The sequence below is a fragment of the Streptomyces sp. NPDC045021 genome (assembly GCF_056432645.1).
On record NZ_JBWKIQ010000001.1, the window covers coordinates 69,472 to 94,063 of the forward strand.

General features: G+C 70.0%; 19 protein-coding genes. 8 read left to right on the forward strand and 11 right to left on the reverse strand.

What is annotated here, in order from left to right; genetic code table 11:
• Window positions 1-224: 224 nt before the first annotated feature.
• The 4 genes from AC07DC_RS00295 to AC07DC_RS00310 form a co-directional block, all read right to left on the reverse strand.
• Entirely contained in the window at window positions 225-1,472 is a 1,248-nt protein-coding gene (locus AC07DC_RS00295) for a PucR family transcriptional regulator (protein WP_478910369.1), read from the reverse strand.
• 341 nt (window positions 1,473-1,813) lie between these two features.
• Complete coding sequence (locus AC07DC_RS00300; protein WP_478910371.1) at window positions 1,814-2,431, reverse strand: hypothetical protein; 618 nt, start codon at window positions 2,429-2,431, stop codon at window positions 1,814-1,816.
• 359 nt (window positions 2,432-2,790) lie between these two features.
• The gene (locus AC07DC_RS00305) at window positions 2,791-3,240 is read right to left on the reverse strand and encodes a hypothetical protein (RefSeq protein WP_478910373.1); all 450 of its coding nucleotides are present in this window, start codon (window positions 3,238-3,240) and stop codon (window positions 2,791-2,793) included.
• A gap of 339 nt (window positions 3,241-3,579) precedes the next feature.
• The gene (locus AC07DC_RS00310; RefSeq protein ID WP_478910375.1) at window positions 3,580-5,211 is read right to left on the reverse strand and encodes an amidohydrolase family protein; all 1,632 of its coding nucleotides are present in this window, start codon (window positions 5,209-5,211) and stop codon (window positions 3,580-3,582) included.
• A 145-nt stretch (window positions 5,212-5,356) separates the two neighbouring features.
• Between AC07DC_RS00310 and AC07DC_RS00315 the strand changes: the two genes are divergently transcribed.
• On the forward strand, window positions 5,357-6,169 hold the full coding sequence (locus AC07DC_RS00315) for a uracil-DNA glycosylase family protein (RefSeq protein WP_478910377.1): 813 nt from the start codon (window positions 5,357-5,359) through the stop codon (window positions 6,167-6,169).
• A gap of 134 nt (window positions 6,170-6,303) precedes the next feature.
• Window positions 6,304-6,606, forward strand: a complete 303-nt coding sequence (locus tag AC07DC_RS00320; RefSeq protein WP_478910378.1) for a hypothetical protein — start codon at window positions 6,304-6,306, stop codon at window positions 6,604-6,606.
• A gap of 14 nt (window positions 6,607-6,620) precedes the next feature.
• Here AC07DC_RS00320 and AC07DC_RS00325 read toward each other — a convergent pair whose 3' ends face one another.
• Both AC07DC_RS00325 and AC07DC_RS00330 read right to left on the reverse strand, forming a co-directional pair.
• Entirely contained in the window at window positions 6,621-7,025 is a 405-nt protein-coding gene (locus AC07DC_RS00325; protein WP_478910380.1) for a DUF5958 family protein, read from the reverse strand.
• Window positions 7,026-7,543: 518 nt separating this feature from the next.
• On the reverse strand, window positions 7,544-8,566 hold the full coding sequence (locus AC07DC_RS00330) for an Lrp/AsnC family transcriptional regulator (RefSeq protein WP_478910381.1): 1,023 nt from the start codon (window positions 8,564-8,566) through the stop codon (window positions 7,544-7,546).
• A gap of 195 nt (window positions 8,567-8,761) precedes the next feature.
• Here AC07DC_RS00330 and AC07DC_RS00335 point away from each other — a divergent pair, with 195 nt between their 5' ends.
• A complete protein-coding gene (locus AC07DC_RS00335) occupies window positions 8,762-10,219 on the forward strand; it encodes an MFS transporter (protein ID WP_478910383.1) in 1,458 nt (485 codons plus the stop codon).
• Between the two features lie 87 nt (window positions 10,220-10,306).
• On the opposite strand, the gene AC07DC_RS00340 is transcribed toward AC07DC_RS00335, so the two are convergent.
• Window positions 10,307-10,816, reverse strand: a complete 510-nt coding sequence (locus tag AC07DC_RS00340) for a MarR family winged helix-turn-helix transcriptional regulator (RefSeq protein ID WP_478910385.1) — start codon at window positions 10,814-10,816, stop codon at window positions 10,307-10,309.
• A 39-nt stretch (window positions 10,817-10,855) separates the two neighbouring features.
• Here AC07DC_RS00340 and AC07DC_RS00345 point away from each other — a divergent pair, with 39 nt between their 5' ends.
• The gene (locus tag AC07DC_RS00345; RefSeq protein WP_478910387.1) at window positions 10,856-11,779 is read left to right on the forward strand and encodes a DMT family transporter; all 924 of its coding nucleotides are present in this window, start codon (window positions 10,856-10,858) and stop codon (window positions 11,777-11,779) included.
• 88 nt (window positions 11,780-11,867) lie between these two features.
• Here AC07DC_RS00345 and AC07DC_RS00350 read toward each other — a convergent pair whose 3' ends face one another.
• Window positions 11,868-12,623 (reverse strand): metallophosphoesterase, encoded by a 756-nt coding sequence (locus AC07DC_RS00350; protein ID WP_478910389.1) that lies wholly within the window; start codon window positions 12,621-12,623, stop codon window positions 11,868-11,870.
• A 122-nt stretch (window positions 12,624-12,745) separates the two neighbouring features.
• Here AC07DC_RS00350 and pdxR point away from each other — a divergent pair, with 122 nt between their 5' ends.
• Window positions 12,746-14,155: a MocR-like pyridoxine biosynthesis transcription factor PdxR gene (gene pdxR / locus AC07DC_RS00355; protein WP_478910391.1), complete on the forward strand. Its 1,410-nt coding sequence runs from the start codon at window positions 12,746-12,748 to the stop codon at window positions 14,153-14,155.
• Window positions 14,156-14,261: 106 nt separating this feature from the next.
• On the opposite strand, the gene AC07DC_RS00360 is transcribed toward pdxR, so the two are convergent.
• From AC07DC_RS00360 to AC07DC_RS00370, 3 genes are all read right to left on the reverse strand, one after another.
• Complete coding sequence (locus AC07DC_RS00360; RefSeq protein ID WP_478910392.1) at window positions 14,262-16,034, reverse strand: fatty acyl-AMP ligase; 1,773 nt, start codon at window positions 16,032-16,034, stop codon at window positions 14,262-14,264.
• A 416-nt stretch (window positions 16,035-16,450) separates the two neighbouring features.
• The gene (locus AC07DC_RS00365) at window positions 16,451-17,365 is read right to left on the reverse strand and encodes a hypothetical protein (RefSeq protein WP_478910394.1); all 915 of its coding nucleotides are present in this window, start codon (window positions 17,363-17,365) and stop codon (window positions 16,451-16,453) included.
• An 81-nt stretch (window positions 17,366-17,446) separates the two neighbouring features.
• The gene (locus AC07DC_RS00370; protein ID WP_478910396.1) at window positions 17,447-18,061 is read right to left on the reverse strand and encodes a glyoxalase; all 615 of its coding nucleotides are present in this window, start codon (window positions 18,059-18,061) and stop codon (window positions 17,447-17,449) included.
• Window positions 18,062-18,351: 290 nt separating this feature from the next.
• Here AC07DC_RS00370 and AC07DC_RS00375 point away from each other — a divergent pair, with 290 nt between their 5' ends.
• From AC07DC_RS00375 to AC07DC_RS00385, 3 genes are all read left to right on the forward strand, one after another.
• Window positions 18,352-19,197, forward strand: coding sequence for a lipase family protein (locus tag AC07DC_RS00375; protein WP_478910397.1), 846 nt, complete (start codon window positions 18,352-18,354; stop codon window positions 19,195-19,197).
• A complete protein-coding gene (locus AC07DC_RS00380) occupies window positions 19,187-24,043 on the forward strand; it encodes a caspase family protein (protein WP_478910399.1) in 4,857 nt (1,618 codons plus the stop codon). The genes AC07DC_RS00375 and AC07DC_RS00380 overlap by 11 nt, the downstream gene beginning before the upstream one ends.
• A gap of 128 nt (window positions 24,044-24,171) precedes the next feature.
• Window positions 24,172-24,549: a VOC family protein gene (locus AC07DC_RS00385; RefSeq protein ID WP_478910401.1), complete on the forward strand. Its 378-nt coding sequence runs from the start codon at window positions 24,172-24,174 to the stop codon at window positions 24,547-24,549.
• Window positions 24,550-24,592 lie beyond the last annotated feature (43 nt).

The window sequence follows — 24,592 nt, forward strand, 5'->3', positions numbered from 1 at the left end:
CTCACCAGAGCACGTGCGATCCGGCCCGTCCATGGGCTGTGCTCTCGCCGTTGTCCGCTCCCAATCCCGGCATGGGGTGACTGTGCTGCTGCCCATTCCGCCGGGCCGGCGACGATACATCGGCATCGGCGGAGGCACACGTCGTGAGGTCGCCCAGTCCGTCAGGTCGCCAGGTGTCAGGTCGCCGAGTTGCCAGGTGGTCGAGGCTTCAGGTCGTCAAGGCCTCAGGTCGTCGACGAGGGGGTCCAGTCGGACGTGGTACCCAGTGCGGCGGCCGGTCCGAGCAGGCGGTGGGCGTCGAGCGCGAGGGTGAGTTGCACCAGGTCGCGCGGGCGGGACAGAGTCAGGCCGGTGATCTGCTCGAAGCGGCGCAGACGGTTCAGCACGGTGTTGCGATGGCAGAGCATGTGCCGAGCGGCCTGGACGGCCGAGCCGCCGTTGTCGATCCAGACGCTGAGGGTGTCGAACAGCGTGTCGCGGTCGGCGGGTTCCAGGTCGTACATGGGCCGAAGCACCTGGTGGGCCAGTTCGGCGGAGAGGTCGGGACGCGAGATCAGGAGCCCATCGGGCAGGCAGGAGTCGAGCCGGGCGATCTCACCGTCGGCCCGGCACGTGCGAAGGGCGAGTTCCGCCATGTCACGCGCTCGGCGCAGGCCGTCCAGGCCCTGGACGACCGGGCTTATGCCGATACGGAGCCCGGGACCGGCGTCCAGGCCGGAGGCGAGCGCGTCCAGGGGACGGTCACCCAGATGGGCGACGAGCACATCGCGCTGTCCGCAAGGGTGGCGCAGTATCCGGATGCCGCTAACCTGCGGAATGGTCTCCGGCATGCGGCCGTACGGCGGCGTGGCCCGTACCACAGCCACCGCGAAACGGCCGTCGAGCGGCAGATCGAGTATCGCCGCCGCCTCCCGCGTGAACTGGGGTTCGTTGCGGCTCTCCAGCACGGCGGCGAGGATCAGGCGGATGCGTTCACCGTGCCGGCTGGCGACGCCTTTGGCGACCTGCCGGTAGGCGTCGGCGACCAGGACGGCGTCGCGGTCGTTGCTCTTCCACACCAGCTCGGCCACGTGTACCAGCTGGCGCATGTCGCCGAGCCCGTCCTGCTCCACCGCGCTGATGATCCCGTTCCATACGACCGAGCCGGCGACGCGGTAGGCATGCATCACCTCGTCGAGGGGGCGGCCCTGCTCCGCGCGCCTTATGCCCAGCTCGCGGGTGTACCGCTCGACGTCCACGATTCTGCTCGGATCCAGGCTGGCTTCCAGCGCGTGCCGGACGCCCTCGCCCACGGAGTGGCGCGCGTCGGGCGGCGCGAGCACCGGGTCGGAGTAGTACGGCACTTCGGCGCGGATCTGCTCCACCACGGAGTCGGAGAATTCCGCGCCGCGCCCCAGAAGGCGACGGCAGGCACGGTCAAAGATCCCGAGAGGCGAGGGATCCGCGACGCCGTCGGGCGGCGGACCGCTCACGGCTGTGCCATGGCCGCGAGCTCGCTCCCGGGGCAGGGGCCTCCCGGTCGCTGCCGGGGTGGGTTCGCCTCCGCGGCTCTTGCCGGCGTCGGCGCCAGGGCGAACGTTGCCGGGGATGGGGCTGGTGTGCATGGGCCCTCCAGGTGGATGGGGCGTGCGAGAACACCACGGCGAGTTGCCATGTCGTGAGCTGCGCGGAGTGCGGTTCCTCCACCAGGTCGGCCGCCGGCATGTGCGGGCCGGCGCCTCGTTCCAGGAAAACCCTCATACTAAGCGGTTGGTCAGCCGAGAGCGAGGGCTCAGCCAAATCGTGATGAATCGCCGCCGGTTTCCTCAGGGACTCAGCCGGGACGGAAGGAGACCCGGATGCTGGCGTCAAGCGGAATGATCAGCACGTTTCCCCGATCCACCGTCCAGGAGTGCGGAATGATGAACATCCGATCGCCGGACTGGGCCAGCAGGCGCAGTCCCCGGTAGCGGAACCTGAAGTGCTGCTGTGGTGTGCCCTCGGGAAGGACGGTCTCCTGTACCCCCGGGTACTGGAAGTACAGCCGCTCGGTGGTGTCGAGTACCACCTGCGGTCTGAGCCACAGACGGTCCGTCAGATAGGCGGCATCGCTTCTGCCGTGGTCCTGGGCGTAGACGTTCACCGCCCAAAAGGACGAGAGCACGATCAGCGCGGCGACGATCGCCAGCGCGACCTTCTCCCGTAGGACCGGGTAGCGTCCGCCGGAGCTCTTGACGAGGAGCAGTCTCCCGTACAGCAGCACCAGCAGGCCGCCGCCCAGGAACAATGGTGTCCCCAGTGAGCCGGCGTCCAGCACCTCGAACCCGCAGAGCAGCCCGATGAGGAAGAGCAGCAGCCCGCACGCGATAAGGGCGAGCGAAGCCCACCGGACGAACGGCGGGGTGGGCGCATCCGATCGGCCCAGCGAGCAGACCAGGTAGTACGCGAGCACCCCCAGCAGCCCGACGGCCAGCGCCGCCCCGATGGGCAGGAAGAGCGCGCCCCCGCTGCGCAGGGCGTAGTCCTGGGTGGAGAAGCCCAGGGTGGCCGCGTCGATCCCGAACTGTTCGTACAGCGCGTCGGTGTAGGCGAAACCGAAGTACAGCAGCAGCGCGCCGATGAATGTGGTGGGTGCGATCAGGGTGGTGAGCGTGCCCAGCCAGCCGGCCCAGGGTGAAGGACCCGCGTCGGGCTCACCGGCATCGCCCCCGTTCCCGCCGGAGCCGGGATCGGCGCCCGGGTCGGGAGCAGGGGCCGGATCTGGGACCGGATCGGGAGCAGGGGCCGGATCTGGGACCGGATCGGCTGGGCTCAGGGTGTGCTCGCGTCGGACGTCGCGGGGCCATCGGCGACGTCTGGGCTGTCGGGGGTATCAGGATTTTCAGTCGTGCCCGTGGGATCCTCAATGGCTCCGCTGAACGTGGTGACGGGGCCGCCGCCGTCCTGGACCAGGGTGCCGCACACCATGTGCGCTGGGATGCGCGGCTCATGGGCGGCGAACGAGAACTGGTTGTCGTACTCCTCCCCGGGCGCCAGCGAGATGTGCGTACCCCCCTGCGACTGGGCCGGCTGCCCGGGGGTGCAGTCGTGGATCTCCAACTGCGCGTCGTAGGCAGCTCCGGTGGTGTTCACCACAGTCACGTTGATCACGTCAGGCCATTGCCCGGAGAAGTTGGCGGACGGTTTGGGACCGTTCTTGAAGCCGCCGTTGGGCCCCGCGGTCTTGTTCTGACCCGGGCTGGACTCTTCCGAGCCCTCCACCGGTGGGGTTGAGTTCGGGTCGAGCGGCTGCTCCGTGGCAGACGTCCCACCGGAGGGACTGTCGTTGCCACCGCCCCCCGAACAGCCGAGGAGAAGTAGGGCCGCTGCGCCGAGCAGTGGGACCACTGCCAGGGATCGCCTGCCGATCGCCGCCGTCGATTGCCAGGACCAGTCCATTGGCCTCCGATGCTGAGGGGACGGACGGACCGAAAGTAGACCGGGGGCATAGGCGACAGGCGGACACAACACGGCGTTGAGGTGGAAGTTCACGCGTCCGGGCTCCGTGCCCTGCCCTGTGCTTTCTGCTCTGGTACCGCCGGCTCCTTCGGGCAGGCCCGGTCAGGTCAGGAGTTCGGAGAGTTGGGCTCCGAAGCGGTCGGGCAGGTTCGCCTCGCTGGCAAGGAGGGCAAGGAAGGCCGCGTCGGACGATGCGGTCAAGCCGTCGAGGGACAGCGGGACGAGACCGTCCTGCTGCGCAAGCGGTGTTGCGATCTCCGGCCCCGTCGACTGCCCGCCGTTGCCGCGCAGTGCCAGGCGCGGGCGCAGTTCCGCGCCGGTGGGCTGTATCTCGTCGAGTGCGAGCTGCCAGTGCAGCTCGCCGTCCGACCGGGCCGTCAACTGCGGCTGCGCGGCTCGTGCGGCCAGCGCCGGCAGGTCGTGCAGTGCCTCGGAAAGCCGGCTGGTCGCCTCGGCCAGCGTCACCCCGGCCACGATCGGGTCGGCGGAAGCCTGCTGGAGGTTGAGCACGCGATCGGCAGGGGTTTCAGTGGCCGCGTCTTCCAGCGGCGCTCCGGGGGCCAGGGGCTCCATGAGCTCACGGGTGCCGTAGCGGGCGACCCCGTCGACGGTGACGAGGAGGATGTCCGCGTCGCCTGCGTCGATCAGGGAACCGTACGGGTCACCGGCAGCGCCGGCGATGGTGAGGAGGTCGGCGCGCATCCCTGGCTGCAACGAGCCGAGGGTCCGTTCCCACTGCAGAATCGTTGCTGCGTCCCGGGTTGCCATGGCGACCAGTTCGCGGTCGGAGAACACTCCCCCGGCGCCGTCGGACGACAGGCGGGCGGCTTTGAGTTCGCCGAGCAGGCCCTTGCTGCCGGAGATGGCCCAGTCAGAGCCCAGTCCGATGAGGACGCCGGCCTGTTTGGCGGCCGCGATGTCAGCGGTCTTCCCGTACAGCAGCAGATTCGACAGCGGCGACCACACCATCGAGCCGCCGTGGTCGGCGAGAACCCGGAAGTCCTCGGCAGTCAGCGCGGTGCAGTGGATGCCGACCAGATTCTCCGTGATGGCCCATTGGCCCGGCTGGAACTCCAGAGCCTGGAAGTGCGCACGAGCGGAGGCGTCGGTGCCCTCGGCCAGATGCAGCAGGAGCCGGTGCGGCTGCCGCAGCCGGGCCAGGAATCGCGCCGCGTCCACGGCCTCGACATCGGCTATCCGGGAGCCGGCCTCGGGCAGCGCGGGATCGTCGGTCTGCTCGACGTTGCGAACGATCCCCCGGTACATCCGGCGCGCCCCGGCATTGCTGAACAGGGCGATGCCCTGACTCGTCGTCGTCCCGTTGATCAGGGCTTTGGCCTCGACGTAACGCACCACGGCGGGCATCAGCAAGGGATCCTCACCGAGCACCGTCATCGGACCGGTCACCAGGCGGTGGTACGCGGGATTCCGGCTGCCGCCCCACTGCGACCGGTTGCTGTACTTCTTGGGCACCGGCCACAACTGCAGGACGTCGTAAGGCAGATGATTGTGCAGTTCGATCAGGCCGGGGTATATCGTGCCGCCGCTGTCGACCGGAACTATGTGCTCGAACCCCGGCGGTGCCGGCGCCCCGGCAGGCTGCACCGCCTCTATGACGCTGTCCTTGACGTACAGGACACCATCGGCAACGACGGTGTTGTGCGGGTCGAGGGTGACGATCCGCCCTCGCAGTGCGAACTGTGGCGCGTCCAAGGCGTTTGCTGGGGGCGGCATATGTGCGTCCCTTCGCTGCGCCCCACAAGGGACGGCCGTCGAAGCGTTCAGGCCAATACCATGACCTCGTTTCCAGAATGCCGTGAGTTCACCGAGATGTCATTATTTGTCATATCCATTCGCTCACCTGGAGTAGGAGCCCCACGTGCACGAATTCGACCCGGGCTACGCCTTCGAGCCCTACGCGACCCTGGCGCGCTCCTACCCGGGCCCTGACATCTACCCAGCCACGGATTTCCGCGTGGAGTGGGGCCCGATCTTCCACCGTGGACGCCTCGACGGCACCGCCCGCGTCCTGGTCATCGGCCAGGACCCCGCCGCCCACGAAGCCATCGCCCGCCGCATCCTCGTCGGCACCGCCGGCCGCCGCTTCCAGGGCTTCCTCGGCAAGCTCGGCATCGACACCAGCTACGTCATGGTCAACACGTATCTGTACAGCGTGTACGGCCAGCACGCCGGCAACGCGCACGCCACCGACCCGGACATCGCCCTCCACCGGCACGCCTGGCTCGACGCCCTGACCGCGCACAACCCGGTCCAGGCCGTCATTTCGCTGGGCAGCCTCGCCGACACCGCCTTCCACACCTGGCGCAAGACCCCGGCCGGCACCGCCTACAGCGGTGCCTACCAGCACGTGCTTCACCCCACCTACCCCGACAGCGCCGCCGCGTCCGGCACCGATCCGGTCCAAGCGATGACCAAGCTCGTCACCAACTGGAACACCGCTCTCGACGCTCTCCACGGCACGGTCACCGCCGACACCGACCGCCCACTGGTCCACTACGGCGGCGCCCTGACCGGCGCGGACCTCGGCACCATCCCCGAAGCCGATCTGCCACCCGGCCTACCCGAATGGATGCGCTCCGACGAGCCGTGGGCCGCCCGCCAGGGAGCCACCTCCGCCGAGAAACGCGCCACGATCACCGTGCGGATCCCGGAGGACCTCAGGCCCTTCTGACGCAGCCGCGCGACCGCGCCCCGCCTGCCGTCTCCCCCACCCGGACCCGGTAGCCCCAGCGACCGGAGAACCTGGCATGATCATGCCCCGACGTGCCGCGTCGGGTCGGAGTCGGGCGAAGGATCGCTATGCGTATGGGTCTATGGGTCTTGCTCGGCGTGGTGGCGGCGGCGGAATACTGCTGCGGCATCGCCGCCATCGCCACCGGCCGAGTATGGGCACTTTGGGGCCGCCACCGCGTCCTGCGGCCGAGGCCCTGGGGCTGGGCTCAACTCCTCGGAGCGGCCATGCTCACGATGTACGCACTGCACTATGGCCTGGGACTGCGGTTCCCGCTCATGGGCGTTCTGGCCCTCTCGGTGATCCTCATGATCACTTCCACCGTGCTGAACCACTTCGCGCTCAAACCCAACCGCGCCCCAGCACCTCCCCACTGAGACGCAGCAGGCGGCTACGCGTCGCGTAGATCTGCCGGGCCAAGAGCAGACAACCGGTGCCAATAGTGTCCGCAGCCGTCAGCGCAGAATTGCTGCCGGCGGCGTCCGTCTGCGACCCCCAACACCGCGATCAGAAGCCGGAACGCCTTGAGGCGTTCGTGCTCGGGAGTGAGACCGGCGATCTTCCCCAGCTGCTCGTTGATCCTTCCCCGGGCGACCAGAACCGCAGGAGTGTGCGTCGTACGGAGTCCGGCACGTCGAATGCTCTCCGGACCGTCTTCACTGACAGCGCGAGCCTGAGTGCAGAAGTGGGAGAGAAGCCGCAGTACAGCTGACCGCTCCACATCGTCAAGGTCCTCGAACCACTCGACGCCCTGCCACATCGGACGCAGCCCCTGAGCGAGTTCGTTGAGAATCACGACCGAGCCATCCATTCCTGCGCACCCCCTCGAAGTCATCGAAGCAGACGGTCTGCCGGCACACGCAGTCGCACGCTCCTACTCCTCATCCATGCTCCGAGGTTGAAGGCCCGCGTGGGCTCTCCAGAACTCAGGATCACGTGGTCCTCCGAGCCACTGGATGAACCGGTCTGCGGCGGCCTCGAAGGCGTGGGGCTTCTCCGATACGCGCACGCCATCGATCTCTTCCGCCGAACGCCGCATGCGGTCCAAATCGTCGGCTCCGGCGTGCGGGAAGAGAGCCTCCAGGGGCACGGCGTCGAAGGTTGCGTCGTCATGAGCTTGAGCATGGGGATCAACTGCACAAGGGGCAAGGCGGTGTCCTGTATCGCAGCAGGTCCTCCTGACTCCTGAACGGCCCATGCCGAGCGCATAGCGCATTGCCTCCTGGGTCCTGCGCTTCCGATGCCGTCGCTACCTGGATGGGTCGCAGGATGTAGTCGCAGTGCGAACGACGCGCCGGAACTCGGTCCGGCCCGTCACCTGATGCGGAGTGTCGCGGCGGCCTTGTAGGTGCGCAGGACCGGGGCGGTCTCGATGCGCGCGATTGCGTCCAGTGCCACCTTGCGGGTCAGGTAGCGGTGCAGTTCCTCCGCGTCGCGGCACAGCGCGTGCGCGACCAGGTTCGTCGGGCCGGTCGTTGCCGCGACCACCGCCAGTTCCTGGTGCCCGGCCAGCTCGGTGGCGACGGCGTCCAGGTGCGAGGGCGCGACCTGCATCCACAGGAGCGCCGACACGGTCACGCCCAGTATCGACGGATCGATGTCCACGTCGAAGAACAGCGCGCCGCGCGCCCGCAGTTCGGCCAGTCTGCGGGCCACCGTGGACGGCGTCGAACCGATCGCGGCGGCGAGCTCGGCGTAGCTGAGGCGCGCGTCGTCGCGTAGCGCGTCCAGCAGGAGGCGGTCGGCGTCAGTGAGCAGGTACGCGGGTGCGTCCGACTCGCCTTCCGTTGTGCCCGTGCCGGTGCCGGCGCCCGTGCCGGTGCTCGTGCCGGTGGCGCTTTCGGCGCGCAACCGCGCCTGCTGCGTGGCGTCGAGGGCGTCGACGCGTCCGCGCCACGCAGTCGGCCCGCCGAGGTAGGTGTGCAGCAAGTAGTGCGCGGACACCGCGGTGATCCCGGCGGTGCGCGGGATGTCGCGCAGCAGCAGCGCGTGCGCGTCGGGGCCCGCGGGTGTGGTGTGGATGATCGCGACGATCTCGGTGCCGCCGGAGGTCAGCCGCACCCATGAGGTGTCGGGGCGGCGCGCGAGCGCGACCGCGATGTCGTGCGCGGTGCGCGTCGCGGCAGTCAGCCGCACGAACCACTGGTGGGTTCCCGAACTGCGCGGCGCGGGCAGCGCGACCACGCGAAGGCCCGCATGCGCGTCCAGGCGGCGGTAACGGCGCACCACGGTCTGGGTGGAGGAGCCGAGGACGTCGGCGACGAGCGTGAACGGCGCCCGCGCGTCCACCTGCAGGGCATGGATCAGGCCGCGATCCAGATCGTCCAGTACGAGCATATCCACCAAGCTAGCCCACCCCCATGGCAGTAATCACGGAATCGCGCCAAAGAAATGGAAGTGCGGGCTTGATGGGCGGGACGGTGGTCGCCGGTCACGGATCGCCCGGCTGAGCCACCGTCCCGGACACACCGCACACCACGCACCGCACAGCGCGCACCGCAAACCACGCACCGCAAACCCAGGGGGAAACGTATGTCCCGCACCACCGACCACGGCACACCGATCAGTACCGATCCGCATCCGGAAACGGGCGGCGGCCCCGTACCACCGCCCGCATACCGGTGGCGATGGCTCGCGTTGGCCGCGGTGCTGGTCGCCGAGGCGATGAACCTGCTGGACGCGACGATCGTCCAGGTTGCCGGCCCGGTCATCCACACCGATCTCGGCGGCGCGGACGCCGCCATCCCGTGGTTCAGCGCCGCGTACACCCTCGCCTTCGCGCTCGGGCTGCTGACCGGCGCCCGGCTCGGCGACATCGCGGGGCGCCGCCGCGTCTTCCGCATCGGCGTCGCCGCGTTCGCCGCCACGTCCCTGGCGTGCGCGCTCGCGCCGACCGCCGAGGCACTGATCGGGTTGCGCGCGCTGCAGGGCGCTGCCGCTGCGCTGATCATCCCGCAGACGTTCGGCCTGATCCGGGCGATGTTCGACGGCGACGAACTGCCCAAGGCGCTGGGCACGATCGGCCCGGTCATGGGCCTGTCGGCGGTCCTGGGCCCGGTGCTCGGCGGGGTCCTGACGCACGCCGACCTGTTCGGCTCGTCGTGGCGCGCCTGCCTGCTGGTCAACCTCCCCCTCGCCGGCGTCGTCCTGGTCATCGCACGGCGACTGCGCGAGGACCGCGCGCCGGTCCGGCCGCGTCTGGACCCGGTGGGAACGGCGCTGGCGATGGCCGGCACCGCGCTGGTGGTCTGCCCGTTGGCGACCGGCACGCCGGGACCGGCCGGCTGGGTGGCGGCGGGCGCGGGCGCGGTCGTCCTGGTGCTGTTCGTCGCCCACCAGCGCCGCACCGCGCGCCGCGGCCGGGCGCCGCTGATCGAACCGGCTCTGCTGCGCGGCCGCGCGTTCCCCGCCGCGCTGGCCACCTCCACACTGTTCTTCGCCGTCATGAACGGCGTCATGATCACCGTGGTCCTGCACCTGGAACTGGGCCTGCACCGGGGCCCGCTCACCGCGGGCCTGACCCTGCTGCCCTGGTCCGCCGGGCTGGCCGCCGGATCGTGGGCCGCAGGCGCGTACCTGGTCCCGCGGCACGGGACGCGCGTCATGCACGCCGGGATCGCCACCCTCGCCGTCGGGCTTGCGGCCGCGATCCTCGCCTACCGGACCGCCGCACCGGACGCTTACCCGGCGGCGCTGCCGTTCGCGCTCGCCGTCGCGGGCCTGGGCACCGGCCTGTTCACCCCGCCGTTCTTCACGACCGCGCTGCGCGGCGTCGGTCCGCAGGAGACCGGTTCGGCGGCCGGGCTCCTCAACGCCGTCCAGCAACTCGGCGGCACGCTCGGGGTCGCGGTGGTCGGCGGCGTCTACCTCGCCGGAGACGGCACCCCGCGCGGCGCCGCGCAGGCCGCGCTCGGCACGGCCGGGGCAATCCTGGCGGCGACCGCGATCGCCGCGGCCGCAATGACGGGACGGCCACGTGACCGGTCGTGAAGACTTGCAGGTGTGATGTGGCAGGTATCAACCAAGGCGCCGCCGGACCTCACTCCAGCTGAAAGGTCTTCACACGCTGAGCGGTCTTCACGAGCTGAGCGGTGGCTCGACGCGAGAGAGCCACGAGGTGAGGAGCACCTCAAGGTGCGCCGCCTCCTGCGGAGTGAGACGGTCCATGAGGCGTCGTTCGTTGCCCATGTGCTCGGTGAACGCGCCGTCGATCAGCTCACGTCCGGCGCGCGTGAGGGCGACCACGCGCCCGCGGCCGTCACTCGCCGAGCGGCGGCGGGTGACCAGCCCTTCACGTTCTAGGCGGTCGATCCGTTTGGTCATCGCGCCCGTGGTGACCATGGTGTGTGCGGCCAGTTCGCCAGGAGCCCTTTCGTACGGCCCGCCCGCGCGGCGCAATGCGGCGAGGACGTCGAACTCTCCCTCGCTCAGTCCGTATCGCCGGTAGACGACGCACAGCTCCTCGGTGAGCAGCCCGGCGAGGCGATGCAATCGCCCGATCACCGCCTGGGGGCTCACGTCGACGTCGGGACGTTCGCGGGCCCACTCGGCCTGGATGCGGGCGACGTGGTCGAGCGGTTCAGGCATGACTCCACTATACCTTCCACGGAAGGTATAGTGGCTTCCATGGAAGGTAATTTGCGATGGACGCTGATCACGATGATCGCGCCGGTGGCGTGGGGCACGAACTACTACGTCACCCGCGAATTTCTGCCCGCCGACGAGCCGCTGTACGGCGCGGCCTTCAGGGCGCTGCCGGCCGGACTGCTACTCCTGGCGGCATGCCGGGCCCGACCCCGCGGCTCGTGGTGGTGGAAGTCGCTCGTCCTCGGCATCCTCAACATGGGCGGGTTCTTCACCCTGATCTACATCGCGGCGCAGCGACTCCCGACCAGCGTCGCCTCGTCCGTCATGGCGACCTCTCCGATGGTCATGATGCTGATCGCCTGGGGACTGATCGCTGAGCGCCCACGCCCCGCGTACCTGATGGGCGCGGGGATCGGAGTCGGCGGCGTCTACCTCATGCTGTTCACCGGAGCCACCTCGATCGATCTTCTTGGCGTGGGCGCCTCCTGCGCCGCCATGCTCATGTCGTCCTGCGGCTACATCCTCGCCAAGCGATGGAGCGCCGAGGTCGAGGTGCTCGCCTCGACGTCCTGGCAGCTCATTGCCGGAGGTCTCCTCCTGTTCCCTCTCGCCGCCGCCACCGAGGGAGCCCCGCCGCACCTCGACGGACCGGCCGTCCTCGGCTTCGGTTACGTCACCGTCGTGGCCACCGCACTGGCCTTCGCTGCCTGGTTCGCCGGCCTGCGCCATCTGCCCGCCGCCACCGTGGGGCTGGTGGGCCTCCTGAACCCGGTAACTGGCGTACTGCTGGGCACCGTGATCGCCGGTGAGGCGCTCACCGTCAAGCAGCTTTGCGGACTTGCTCTGGTGACAGTCGGCATCCTCCTCGGTCAGCCGGCGCTCAGAAGATGGCGGCGCTCCAAGGGCGCGACATCTGCCGACGGGACCTGCCTTCCTGCTCTGCCGACCGGCCAACGCAACTGATCGACACGAAATCGGCCGGTCAGCTCAGGCTGCGCAACGACCGGCGGCCACTGCGGCCATGTGCCGGAGATGACTGGACCCGTGTCGATCAGTTGTCGATGAACCGGTAGTGGGTGGTCAAACGTCCCTCGTCGTCCAGGACATGGAAGGCGAGGGCCGGCGACCGGTCGAGGTGGACGTGGTCCTGGGGGTGGGACCGGTGCTCCCACGGGAGGCGGAGCGTGGAGACGACTCCTGGCGCCACCAGCAGCGGGCGCCCGGCGAAGGTGGTCGCGGCCGGGGTGTGGGCGTGACCGCACAGGATGGCCGCGATGTTGGAGTGCCGGTCGGTGAGCGCGGCGAGCCGCTCGGCCCCGAACTGCCGGATGCCGTCGATGAACGGCACATGCAAGGTGGTCGGTGGGTGGTGGAACCCCACCAGGACCGGCACCTCGTCCGGGGTCAGGGCCAGGGTCTCCTCCAGCCACACCAGCGTTTCGTCGTCCAGGAAGCCCTCGTCCTTGCCGTCCACCGAGGAGTCGCACAGGGCGATGACGAACCCGGCGGCGCGGCTCACCTGGTTGATCGGTGCCGCCGAGCCCGGCTGCCCGAGCAGGTGCTGCCGAAAGGCGGTGCGCTCGTCGTGGTTGCCGGGACAGACCATGACCGGATGACGGGAGGTCAGCAGGCGGCGGGCCTGCTCATACTCGGCAGGCAGGCCATGGTCGGCGATGTCTCCGGTGACCAGAACCGCATCCAGGTCGTAGGGGAGGTCCTCCAGGTAGTCCATGACAGCCTGGGTGCGCTCGATGCTGCGCTGTCCGCAGTCGATGTGGATGTCGCTGAGGTGGGCGATCACGATCACCGCTGGGGTCCCTTCGTCGCGGCGTACAGGATAGGAACGAGGACGGCCAAGGAGTCCTGGCCCGGCGCGAGCGCGCACCTCGAACTTAGAGGGGCATCGGACCAGGATTAAGATCCAGTCTCATGCCGAATTCTTGGTCCAGTTCGCGGCTCGACCTCCACATCGACCTCGACGCCGCCGGTGGGCGGCGCGCCGGCCTGGAGTCCGCGCTCCGGACCGCGATCCGGCAGGGGCGCCTGCCCGCCGGGACGCTCCTGCCGTCAACTCGCGGGCTGGCCCAGGAACTCGGGATCGCGCGTGGCACCGTCAGCGCCGCCTACGACCAACTGGTCGAGGAGGGCCACCTGACCACCCGCCCGGGATCGGGGACGACCGTCGCCGACACGCCGCAACACACCCCGGCCCCCGGGCGCCCCGCAGCCACACCCGCGATCCCCCGCCACGACCTCCGCCCAGGGCTCCCCGACGTCAGCGCGTTCCCCACCCGAGCCTGGCTCGCCGCCACCCGCCGGGTTCTGACCCGCGCCCGCCCCGACGTGTTCGGCGCCGGCGACCCGCAGGGCCGCATCGAGCTGCGCAACGCGCTCGCCGAGTACCTGGGCCGCACCCGCGGGGTCATCGCCACCCCGGAGCGCATAGTGATCACCTCCGGGTACTACCAGGGCCTTGGCCTGCTCTGCGGCGTGCTGGTCGCAGCCGGTACCGCCACCGCAGCCGTCGAGGACCCGGGCCACAACGTCTTTCGCGCAGTCGTCCAGCACGCCGGGCTCACCACCCTCCCCCTGCGCGTCGACGCCCACGGCGCCCGCGTGGAGGCACTGACATCGCACGTCGGGGCTGCGATCCTCACCCCTTCGCACCAGTACCCGACGGGCGTCCCGCTGCATCCGGCCCGCCGCCAGAAACTGTGCACATGGGCCCGAACCACCGGCGGCCTGATCATCGAGGACGACTACGACGGCGAGTACCGCTACGACCGCCAACCCATCGGCGCCCTCCAGGGCATCGCCCCCGACCAGGTCCTCTACTGCGGCACCGCGTCCAAGACCCTCGGCCCCGCCCTCCGCCTGGGCTGGATCGTCCCACCACCCCACCTCGTGGCACCCGTGGTGCAAGCCAAACAGGCAGCCGACCTGTACACCGAGACGCTAGGCCAACTCGTCCTGGCCGACCTGATCACCACCCACGCCTACGACCGCCACGTGCGCGCCACCCGCCTGCGCTACCGCCGCCGACGCGAACTCCTCCTCGACCGGGTGGCCGCCACCCCCGGCCTCACCCCCCACGGCGTCCCCGCCGGCCTGCACACCCTCCTCACCCTCCCCTCCGACGGCCCCACCGAACACCAACTCCTGACCCGCTGCGCCGACCACGGCGTCGCACTGCGCGGGCTCACCGAACTCCACCACGACTCCGCCGACCGCCCCCAAGGCCTGCTGATCGGCTTCGCCGCGCCGTCCGAACACACCTACCCGACCGCCCTCGACACGCTGTTCACCGCCCTGGCCGCGAGTCGTGGTGTCGGCGTGTGACCGCCCGGAGCAACGCCGACCTGGCCGACGGCGGCAGCCGCCTCGCGAGCGGTGATCCAGGGGACGCTGATGACCGCGATGGCCTCATCGCCAAGACTTGAGGGACTCAGATGCTGCCTTGCGGCTGCGCGGACTCACCGAAGCGGCCGAGGAGGTAGAGCTTCCGGCAGGCGCGCCGGGATATCTTGCCGCTGGAAGTCCGGGGAATCCGGCCCGACGGCACGATGCGGAAGCCGGCCAGGAACAGGCCGAAGCGCGCCCAGAGTGCGGAGCGCACCGCGTGCTCGATGATGAGCGGGTCGATGGGCGGTGCGGTGCGTTCCCGCTCGGCCAGTACGACCAGGAACGGGCCTCGCTGGTCGTCGATGGTGAAGGCCGCTACCCGGTCGTGGCGGACACCCGGATGTGCGCAGTGGACGGCCTCCTCCAGATCCTGTGGGTAGTGATTGCGGCCGTCGATGACAATGAGGTCCTTGAGGCGGCCGGTGACCACGAGCTCACCCCCGTACAGGCACCCGAGATCTCCGGTGCTCAGCCACGGTGCTCCACCGGGCGGGGTACCGGCGGCGCTGTCCACGGTGGGGATCTCCACATGGGGGGTGGCACGGCTCAGCTTCTCCCACCCCCAGTAGCCGTACGTGACGTTGGGTCCTTGGACGCGGATCTCACCGACGGTTCCCGGTGCGCACTCCGTGCCGAGCAAGGGATCCGCGATCAGCACGCGTTGGTTCACGGGAGGACCGCAGGAGACCAGACGCTGGGCGTCGGGCAGCTCCGAGAACACCAGGCGGTTCTCCGTCAGCGCGGTGCGGTCAACGGAGATGGTGCGGTGGGGTCGCCTGGGGTCGGCGGCCGCGACCAGCACAGTGACCTCGGCCAACCCGTAGGAGGGGCACAGGACTTCCGGGCGCAACCCGCATTCGGCGAACGCGGCGGTGAACCGGTCCAGGGTGTGTGGCCTCACCAGTTCGCTGCTGTTGATCAGCGCTTTGACCTGATCGAGGCGCAGGGAGCGTTTGACCTCGGAGTCGACGCCGTCCACGCAGTAGTCGTAGGCGAAGTTCGGTGCGGCGCTGATGGCGCCGGGCCGTTCAGCGAGCAGATGCAGCCAGCGGACGGGTTGCACCAGGAACGAAACCGGGTCCATGAGTACCGAGGTGATGCCGGCGACGACGGGCGCGGCGACGGACAGGACGAGGCCCATGTCCTGGAAGAGCGGCAGCCAGCCGACGGAATGGCTCGGACCGTCGGAGACCGTGTAGGCAGCCATGGCCTGATTGGCGTTGGCGACCACATTGCGATGACTGACCATCACACCGGCGGGGGCGCGGGTGGAACCGGAGGTGTACTGCAGATAGGCAAGGTCCCCCGGGTCCGGGCGCGGCGGTGACCAGCCGGCGCTGACCTCCGGGGCCTGCTCGATGACCTCCAGCTGGGGAACCGTGCCCCCACGGCGTTCGAGGAGCTCCTCGACCTGCTGCTGGTACTCCTGGGTCGTCAGTACGAGTTTGGGCCGGCAGTCGTCCAGGATGGCTGCCAGCCGGTCTCCATGGCCGTGCAGATCCGGGGGGAAGAGCGGAACCGCGATGGCCCCGGTGTAGAGGCAGGCGAGGAATCCGACGACGTACTGCAGCCCTTGGGGGGCCAGGATGGCGACGGGGCCCGAGCACCCGATGCTCTGCTCAATGACCGCGGCCACCGCACGGACATGGCGGTGCAACCGCGACCAGGTCAGGGAGTGGCGCTGCCCACGGAGGTGGTCATCGGCGTATTGGACGAAGGAGAACGACGGTTCGGCCGGTGTGAAGTGAGCCCAGTGGCGCAGGTAGTCGGTGAGCAACGGGCCCGGCAGGACTGGGCGTCCATGCGGTTGCGACATGTGATGAGTCATCATGCTCCCTCAGCCGACAGGTCGAAGAGCGGGATCGGACAGGTCACAGCAGGCTGCTGCCGCGCCCGCCTCACGATGCGGCCGCGTACCGCCGGCCGATGGTCGTCCGGGCTCCCGTTGGAGTAGCCGCGACGAGTGCGCATACACACCGGAGTACTTGCCCTTGCGGCGACGACAAGCGGAGCGTGGCCGGGGCGGTGGCCTGCTGAAAGAATCCCGGTGCGGGCATGAATCTGCCAGCGATGTATCGCGTAGTGACAAAGTTGACCAGAAGTCCCGACGGGCGAATATGGTGTCGTGCCAAACCGCGGTGCGGCAGAGGCCTCTCCAGGAAGGAACACTCGCGCCATCGACGTCACGGCCATCCGAAACCGGGGCTGATCCGGACGGAGCCGAGGAATTGATCAGGCCAGGGATTCAGCCTCTGAAGCGGGCAGTTGCCATTCGAACGGGTAGAGCTCCGACTGCCAGGAGGAAATCGTGGCGAGAGCGTCGGAGTTGACCGGTGTGCGCAACAGGCAGCGGTGCCGCATGAGTTCACGCCGCTCGGTCGGCGTCAGCAGTGCGCCGGCGGGGTCGAGCTCCCCGTCGGTGCTGTCGATGTCGGCGTATCCGCCCACGTGGACATGCTGGACCGCTGCGGTGCGACAGTCGAGGCGGAAGTCGGTGCGCCATTGGGAGTTGTGGCCCCAGCCCAGGGACTGGTCGACCGTGGGCCGATGGCGGCGCCGGAAGGTCCAGTAGAGCGGGGAGCGATCGGCCACGCCACGCTCGGCGTGGCGGACCCCGGCGCGGACCCGCACGCCGGAGCGGCTGAACAGCAGCGGGCCCAGCCACAGCCCCGGCCAGACGACCTCGGTGACCTGCAGAGGCTCGTCGGGGTCTGCGGCCTGCTCGACATCCACGATCTCGTGGAGGAACGGGTCGAAGACCGCGGTCTCTTCGAACGGCACCATCCCCAGACGACTGAACAGCTGTCGATACTGGTCCATCGTCAGGGCCGGCCAGTGGTCGCGCGGGTCCCAGGGATCGTCTCCCATGGTGTCGGCGGGCGGCTGGAAGGCGCACAGCAGCATGTCGCTGACCCTGCTGAGTGCATACAGTTCCCAGATAAGTTCCTGCCGCATCGCGGCAGACCCGTCAAGGATCGGTCGGCCGAGGCTGCCAGCGGCTTCCGCCAGCTCGGAGCGGTATCCGGCCTCGGCCTGACGCAGCCAGGGATCCACGACCGCCGACTGCGCGTCCGGACCGGTGTGGTCGAGCAGCGCCTCGTAGAGCTGTCGAGCGCCGGCACACTCCTGCTCTTGATCCTGATCCATGCGAACAACGTAGCGGTGAAGACAAGCAGCTCCCGCCCGGTCAATGAGATGCACGTCGTGGGGTGTGCTGCGCCGCCCGGCTCACTGCGATGCGGCCTCCCATGCAAACCCGTCCGGGTCGGTGAAAGGTCCGCCATCGGTGCCGATCGTGAGCCGGTGCGATCCGGTGCCGTCGGACGGGACGCAGGCGTCCTTGGCGAGGGCGCGGCGCCCGTAAAGGGCCAGTTTGACGGGACTGGACGGAGTGGCGAACTCGACGTACTTGCGGCCGAAGCTCTTCGCCACGGTGAGGCCACGGTCCAGGTAGAACCGCTTGCTCGCGACCATGTCCTCGACTCCCAGCAGGAGCACGATGTCGTCGATGTCACGGGTGGCCGGGCCGGTGTCCTTCTTCGCGGAGGTCGCGACCTTCCAGATCGTCCCGTCCGGGGCCTGCACGACGCCGCCGTGGCCCCAGAGCGACTTCGAGACAGGCTTCAGCGGCGTGGCACCGGCGTCGACGGCGGCGTCGATGAGGCCCTTGACGGTGGCCGGCTGGGACACCGTGAGTGAGAGCGTGAACCCGCGGAATCCGGTCGTGGGTGCCTCCGAGGCACGCAGGCGCACCTGGGTGTCCAGGCCGAAGGCGGCGGAGTAGAAGTGGTGGGCGGCCGTGGGGTCGGCCACGTCGAGAGTGACTGATTCGATGGAAGACATAGTGGTCACGCTAGTTCCGGCTCGGTGGCCGGCGCTTCTCGATTCCTGATCGGTTTGGTCACCTGTTCCCCCACACGGTGCACGAGCGCCGCAGCGCCCATCACCCGATGAGCTACGCAGGCATTCCCGCGACGGAGGCACTCCTCCTGCTCCCTTGGCGCAGCCCAGCAGCCGGAGGCACCGCCGTGGCCTTGGGTCAGGCGCATCGTCCGGATGGTCGGTGGGAGTCGTCGCCGGCGTCCTAGAGTGGGCGGGCATGGCAAGTGGCCCGGCGAGGCGGGGAGTTGACCGTGGCTCTGGTGGTGGCGGTGCATGGCGTCGGCAAGCAGGCCATGGGCGAGGACAGCCTGCTGAAGGACTGGCTTCCGGGGTTGTGCGACGGAGTACGTCGCGCCGGCCGTCCGGTGCCGGAGGCGGGTGATGTGGCGATGGGCTTCTACGGGGACCTGTTCAGACCCGCCGGGAGCCTGCTCGCGGTCGGCGATCCCCGGTACACGGCCGAGGACGTGGAAGAGGGGTTCGAGGAGGAGCTGCTGTTCGCGTGGTGGCAGGCCGCGGCGCGGGCGGACGATCGTGTGGTGCCGCCGGGCGCCGACACCCTGGCCCGGACCCCGCGCTCGGTGCAGGCCGCGCTGCGCGCGCTGGCGGCCTTCCCCTTCTTCTCCGACCTGGCACTGCGGGCACTGGTGTTTGACCTGAAACAGGTCCGCCGCTACCTCACCGACCCGGACCTGCGCCAGGCCGCGATGCAGCGGGTGACCGCACTCATCGGCGAGGACACCCGGGTGGTGGTGGCGCATTCGCTGGGGTCGGTCGTGGCTTACGAGGCCCTGTGCGCCCTGCCCGGGCACCGGGTGCGGGCGCTGGTGACCCTGGGCTCGCCACTGGGGATACCGATGGTCCACCAGCGGCTGGTCCCCGAGCCGGGCCGCTGGCCGGGCGGGCCGGGGCTGGTGTGGACCAACGTCGCGGACCGCGGTGACGTGGTGGCGCTGGTGGAGGACCTGCGACCGCTGTTCGGGCCGCAGCTGCGCTCGGCGGTGGTGATCAACGGTGCGCACGCGCACGACGCCGCCTCGTATCTGACCGACGCGATGACCGGGGCGGCGATCGCCGGGGGTCTGGATGGGCGCTGAGGCGCAGCCGCGGCGGTTTCTGATCGCCACCGCCGTCGCCCGCTACAAGAACGCCCCGGTCTGGGACCGTCCGGGGTTGGTCGAGGCGCGGCAGGAGGTCGTCGACCTCTTCACCGGCAGGTTCGGCTACCAGCACGTCAGCGAACTGGGCCTGGACCCCACCGAGCAACAGCTCACCGAGCGGCTGCGGGCGTTCTGCAAGTCCACCGAGCGCCGTGAGGACGACCTGCTCGCGGTCTACGTGGCCGGCCACGGCGAGGTCCTGGACGAGGACCAGGGCGGGGGCCATGTCCTGCTGACCCATGACACCGACCCCGAGGACATCGCCGACGCTCTGCCCACCGAAGTGCTGGCCCGCAAGATGCTGGCCGGCACCCGGGTTCGCCGGCTGCTGCTGATGCTGGACACCTGCTACTCGGGGCAGGGCGGCAACGAGATCACCGCCGCCGCGCTGGAGCGCATGAGCCGGCGCTGGGGGGCATCGCCCGGCTCCGGCCTGGTGATCCTCTCCTCCGCGCAGCCGCTCGAACAGGCCGCCACCGGGGCCTTCGCCACGAGGCTGCGCCAGGCGGTCACCGACGAGGCCACCGCCGGACACGGGCCGCGCGCCCTGGCCCTGGAGGCCGTGGTCCAACGGATGAACGCCGCCGGCGGGCACCAGCGCGTCGGACTGACCCAGGTCGGTCTGACCGGGCAGGCCCCGGCGTTCCTCCCCAACCTGCGCCACGACCCGCAGCTGACCGATGTGGACCTGGCGGTCCAGCAGGAGGCCGCCCGGCAGCTCCAGGCCGACCGGCGCGACATCGAGTTGAACACGCGGCTGCTGGTACGGGCCATGGGCTACACCGGGCCGGGCAAGGGCTGGTGGTTCGCCGGGCGGCGCGCCGCTCTCACCGAGATCACCGCCTGGCTCACCGAAGGAAACGAGCCCCTGCCAGGGCGACCCGCGCTCGCGGTCACCGCCGGGCCCGGGTCCGGCAAGACCGCCGTCCTGGGCATCCTCGCCGCACTGGCTCACCCGGAAGTGCGCCGCACCGTACCCGCGGACTCCCTGAGCCTGAGCCGGACCACGGTCGAAGCGGCTCGGCTGATCGATATCGCCGTCTACGCACAGAACCTGACGGACCAGCAGGTCCTGGCTGCCCTGGCCGCCCGCGCCAAGATCCGCGCCGACACCGTCGGGGAACTCCTGACCGGGCTGACCGGCCCGGTCAGCCGCCCCGGTCCGCTGACCGTCCTGATCGACGGCCTGGACGAGGCCGCCACGCCGGACACCCTGTGCACCGGCGTTCTGCGCCCCTTGATCGACCACGCCCGCGGCCGCGTCCGCCTGCTCATCGGCACCCGTCCGCACCTGCTGCCCCGCCTGGGACTGGACCGCGACCAGCAGGTCGACCTCGATGACGAGCGCTACGCCGACCCGGAGGCGGTACGCACCTACACCGTGCGCAACCTGCTACTGGCCCACCCCGCCTCGCCCTACCGCACCTGTCCCCGACACCTCACCCAGGCGGTGGCCGATGCGGTCGCCGAAGCAGCCGGCCGTTCGTTCCTGGTCGCCCGCCTGGCCGCCGGAACCCTGGCCGCTCTGCCCGACCTCCCCGACCCGCACGATCCGCAGTGGCGCCGCAGCCTGCCGCGCCACGCCGACCAGGCCATGGCCAATGACCTCGCCACCCGCCTGGGGCCCGACGCCGCCCGCGCCGCGGACCTCCTGCGCCCGCTGGCCTACGCCCAGGGTCAGGGGCTGCCCTGGGAGGACCTGTGGGCGGACCTCGCCGGCAGCATCAACGGCCGCACGTACGGCGACGCGGACATCGCCTGGCTCCGCGAACACGCCGGGTCATACATCGTCGAGGCCGTCGAGGACGACCGCTCCGCCTACCGCCTCTACCACCAGGCCCTCGTCGAGCATCTGCGGGAAGGAGCGGACGGGGCCGCTGTCCATGCCGCCATCGCCCGTACCCTCACCGAGCACGTCCCCTACGGCTCCGACGGCATTCCCGACTGGGCCCGCGCCCACCCCTACACCCGGCGTTACCTGGCCGACCACGCCGCCGAGGGCGGGATCCTCGACGAACTCCTGGCCGACGCCGAGTACCTCGTCCACGCTGACCCCGACGCACTCGCCCGCCACCTGCACACCGCGCAGACCGAACCCGCCCGACTCACCGCTGCCGTCCACCGCAGTTCCATCGGCGCCCACCGTCATGCCTCCCCTGAACAGCGGCGCCAGATCCTGGCCCTTGACGCCGCCCGCTACGGAGCCCCGGCGCTCCTCGCATCCCTCAACAGCCGGGCCCACGCGGGAACCTGGATTCCCCTGCACGCCACCGGCACGACGGTCTCCTCCGCCTTGCGCAACACACTCACCGATCACACCGACGCGGTGATGGCCGTGGCGTGCACCGTCCTGGACGCACGGCCCATCGCCGTGGCCGGCTGCGGAGACGCCGCGCGAGTCTGGGACCTGGCCACCGGTCAACCGATCGGGCAACCCTTCAGCGGCCACACCGACACGGTCAAGGCGGTGGCGTGCACCGTTCTGGACGGGCGCCCCGTCGCCGTGACCGGTTCCGACGACCGCACCGTGCGCGTGTGGGACCTGAGCACCGGCCAACCTCTGAGCCGGGCCTTGGTCGGCCACACCGACACGGTGTGGGCGGTGGCCTGCACCGTCCTGGACGGGCGACCCGTCGCTGTCACCGGCTCCTGGGACCGTACGGTGCGGGTCTGGGACCTGACCACAGGCCAACCCGTCGGCCGTCCCCTCACCGGCCACACCGACACGGTCACAGCAGTGGCGTGCACCCTCCTGGACGGGCGACCTGTCGCCGTGACCAGCTCCTACGACCACACCGTGCGCATCTGGGACCTGACCACGGGCCAACCGATCGGCCGTCCCCTCTCCGGCCACTCCGACTCGGTCATGGCGGTGGCGTGCACCGTGCTGGACGGACGGCCCGTCGCCGTCACCGGCTCCATCGACTGCACGGTGCGGGTCTGGGACCTCGCCACCGGCGAACCTGTCGGCAGTCCCCTGACCGGCCACACCAGCGGGTTGCTCGCGCTGACGTGCACCGTTCTGGACGGGCGGCCGGTTGCCGTGAGTGGCGGGAACGACCGCACCGTGCGCGTCTGGGATCTGACCACGGGCCAACCCGTCGGTCAGCCTCTCACCGGCCACACCGTGTGGGTGGGGGCGGTGGCGTGCGCCGTCCTGAACGGACAACCCATCGCTGTCACCGGCTCCTGGGACCGCACCGTGCGGGTCTGGGACCTCACCACCACCCAGGTCAACGGCCGATCCCCCACCGGCCACACCCTTTGGGTGAGGGCACTGGCCTGCACCACCCTGGACGGCAGACCCATTGCCGTCACCGGCGCCGACGACCGCACCGTCCGCATCTGGGACCTGACCACCGCTCAACCCATCGGCGAGCCACTCACCGGCCACACCGAAGAGCTACGGGCGCTGGCATGCACTGTCCTGGACGGGCGACCTGTCGCGGTCACCGGCTCCATCGACCACACGGTGCGGATCTGGGACCTCGCCACGGGCCAACCCATCGGACGACCCCTCACCGGGCACACCAGAGAGTTGCGAGCGGTGACGTGCACCGTAGTGGACGGGCGATCTGTCGCCGTCACCAGTTCCGTCGACCGCACGATCCGGGTCTGGGACCTCGCCACCGGCCAACCCAACGGAAGGCCCCTCACCGGCCACACCCGATGGGTGCAGGCGGTGGCGTGCACCGTCGTAAACGGGCGGCCCCTGGCCGTCACCGGCTCCGGAGACAACACCCTGAGGATCTGGGACCTGAGCGCCGGCCAACCCATCGGCCCGCCCCTCACCGGCCACACCCGATGGGTGGAGGCGGTGGCGTGCACCGTCGTGAACGGACGACCCGTCGCCGTCACCGGCTCCGCAGACAGCACCGTACGGATCTGGGACCTGGCCAACGGCCAACCGCTCGGTCGGCCCCTCACCGGCCATGCGGATACGGTGACAGCGGTGGCGTGCACCATCCTGGACGGGCGGCCCGTCGCCGTCACCGGCTCCGAGGACAACACCGTGCGGATCTGGGACCTGCTCAAGTGGCAGCTCTCCAAGTGCCGGCGCCGTGCTTGGCATTGGCCGTATCGGACCCCGAGTGGCTCATCTGCGCATTCGCCGGCGACTTCGCCGTCTTCGGCCGACGCTCAGCAGGCCGGGGGCGTCCCGTACCCGCGACGTAGCGCCTCCTTGCGATGGACCGGATCGGACCCACGCGTGAACGATCAGGACAAGCTCAGGCGCGACGGCCGTGAAAGATGCCCAGCTGGTCAGACCTTTACGGCAGGCATCCACCCAGAGCGGCAGGTTGCTCAGGAGCCCCTCCAGGTAATCGGGGCTGATCAGATGCCGGAGTTCCTCGGCACGCTGTGTGGTTTCCGCGGTGAGGCGCAGTCAGTGGGCCGGCCCGCCGTATCCCGAGCCCAGGTCCAGCACCGTGCAGCAGGGACCGACACGTCCGGTGACCTTCGCCGCGGCCAGTTGCACTGTGCGGCGGGAGGCGACGGCGACCGCTTCGTGCTCGTGGGCGTAGACGCCGGTGTGGATGTCCTCGCCGCCCCACACCGTGTCGTAGAAGGCGTCGACGTCACTCGTGCCGTAGTAGCGCGCCGCCGCCTGAGTGGCCCTGTTCGCACGGTCGGGGCTCATCGCTGCTGCCTTCATTCGGTCCGGCTCCGCCGCCACCACCGGCGCAGAGGCACGGTCTGTCACGGTAGTCGGGCCGGCCGGAGAATTCAGGAACGCCGAATGCGCCACCGAGCGGTGTCGTCCTGGCCGGCCGGCACGTGACGGGTCGTTGCTTCCCGCGCAGGCGCCGACGATGTACTTCCTCTTCTGGAGCTTCGACACCAGGTTCCGTTCCTGCGATCTTCGGTACCGAGGGCCGGGGCACTATCGAGGCCGCTTAGGATCTGCCCATGATCGCTGACCTGCAATGCGTGGTGCTGGACTGCTCGGATCCCGCGGAACTTGCCGCGTTCTACCAGTCGGTGCTCGGTGGGACCGTCAACCAGCAGGACAAGCGGTGGGCACTTGGCGATGGATGGGCGACGCTGCACACGCCGTCCGGTCTCGTCCTCGCCTTCCAGCGCGCGGCGGAGTACCGGCCGCCGCTGTGGCCCGACCCGTCCCGGCCCCAGCAGTTCCATCTGGATTTCGGTGTTGCGGACCTGGACCGGGCCCAGGAGCAGGTGCTGGCCTGCGGAGCGACGATATTGGACGACGGTTCCGACGGGCGGAGCTGGCGCATCTATGCCGATCCGGCAGGGCACCCGTTCTGCCTGGTCCGTCATTGATCCGAGCTTGTTCCGCTCCTTGTCGCAACCCGGAGCCTGTCCG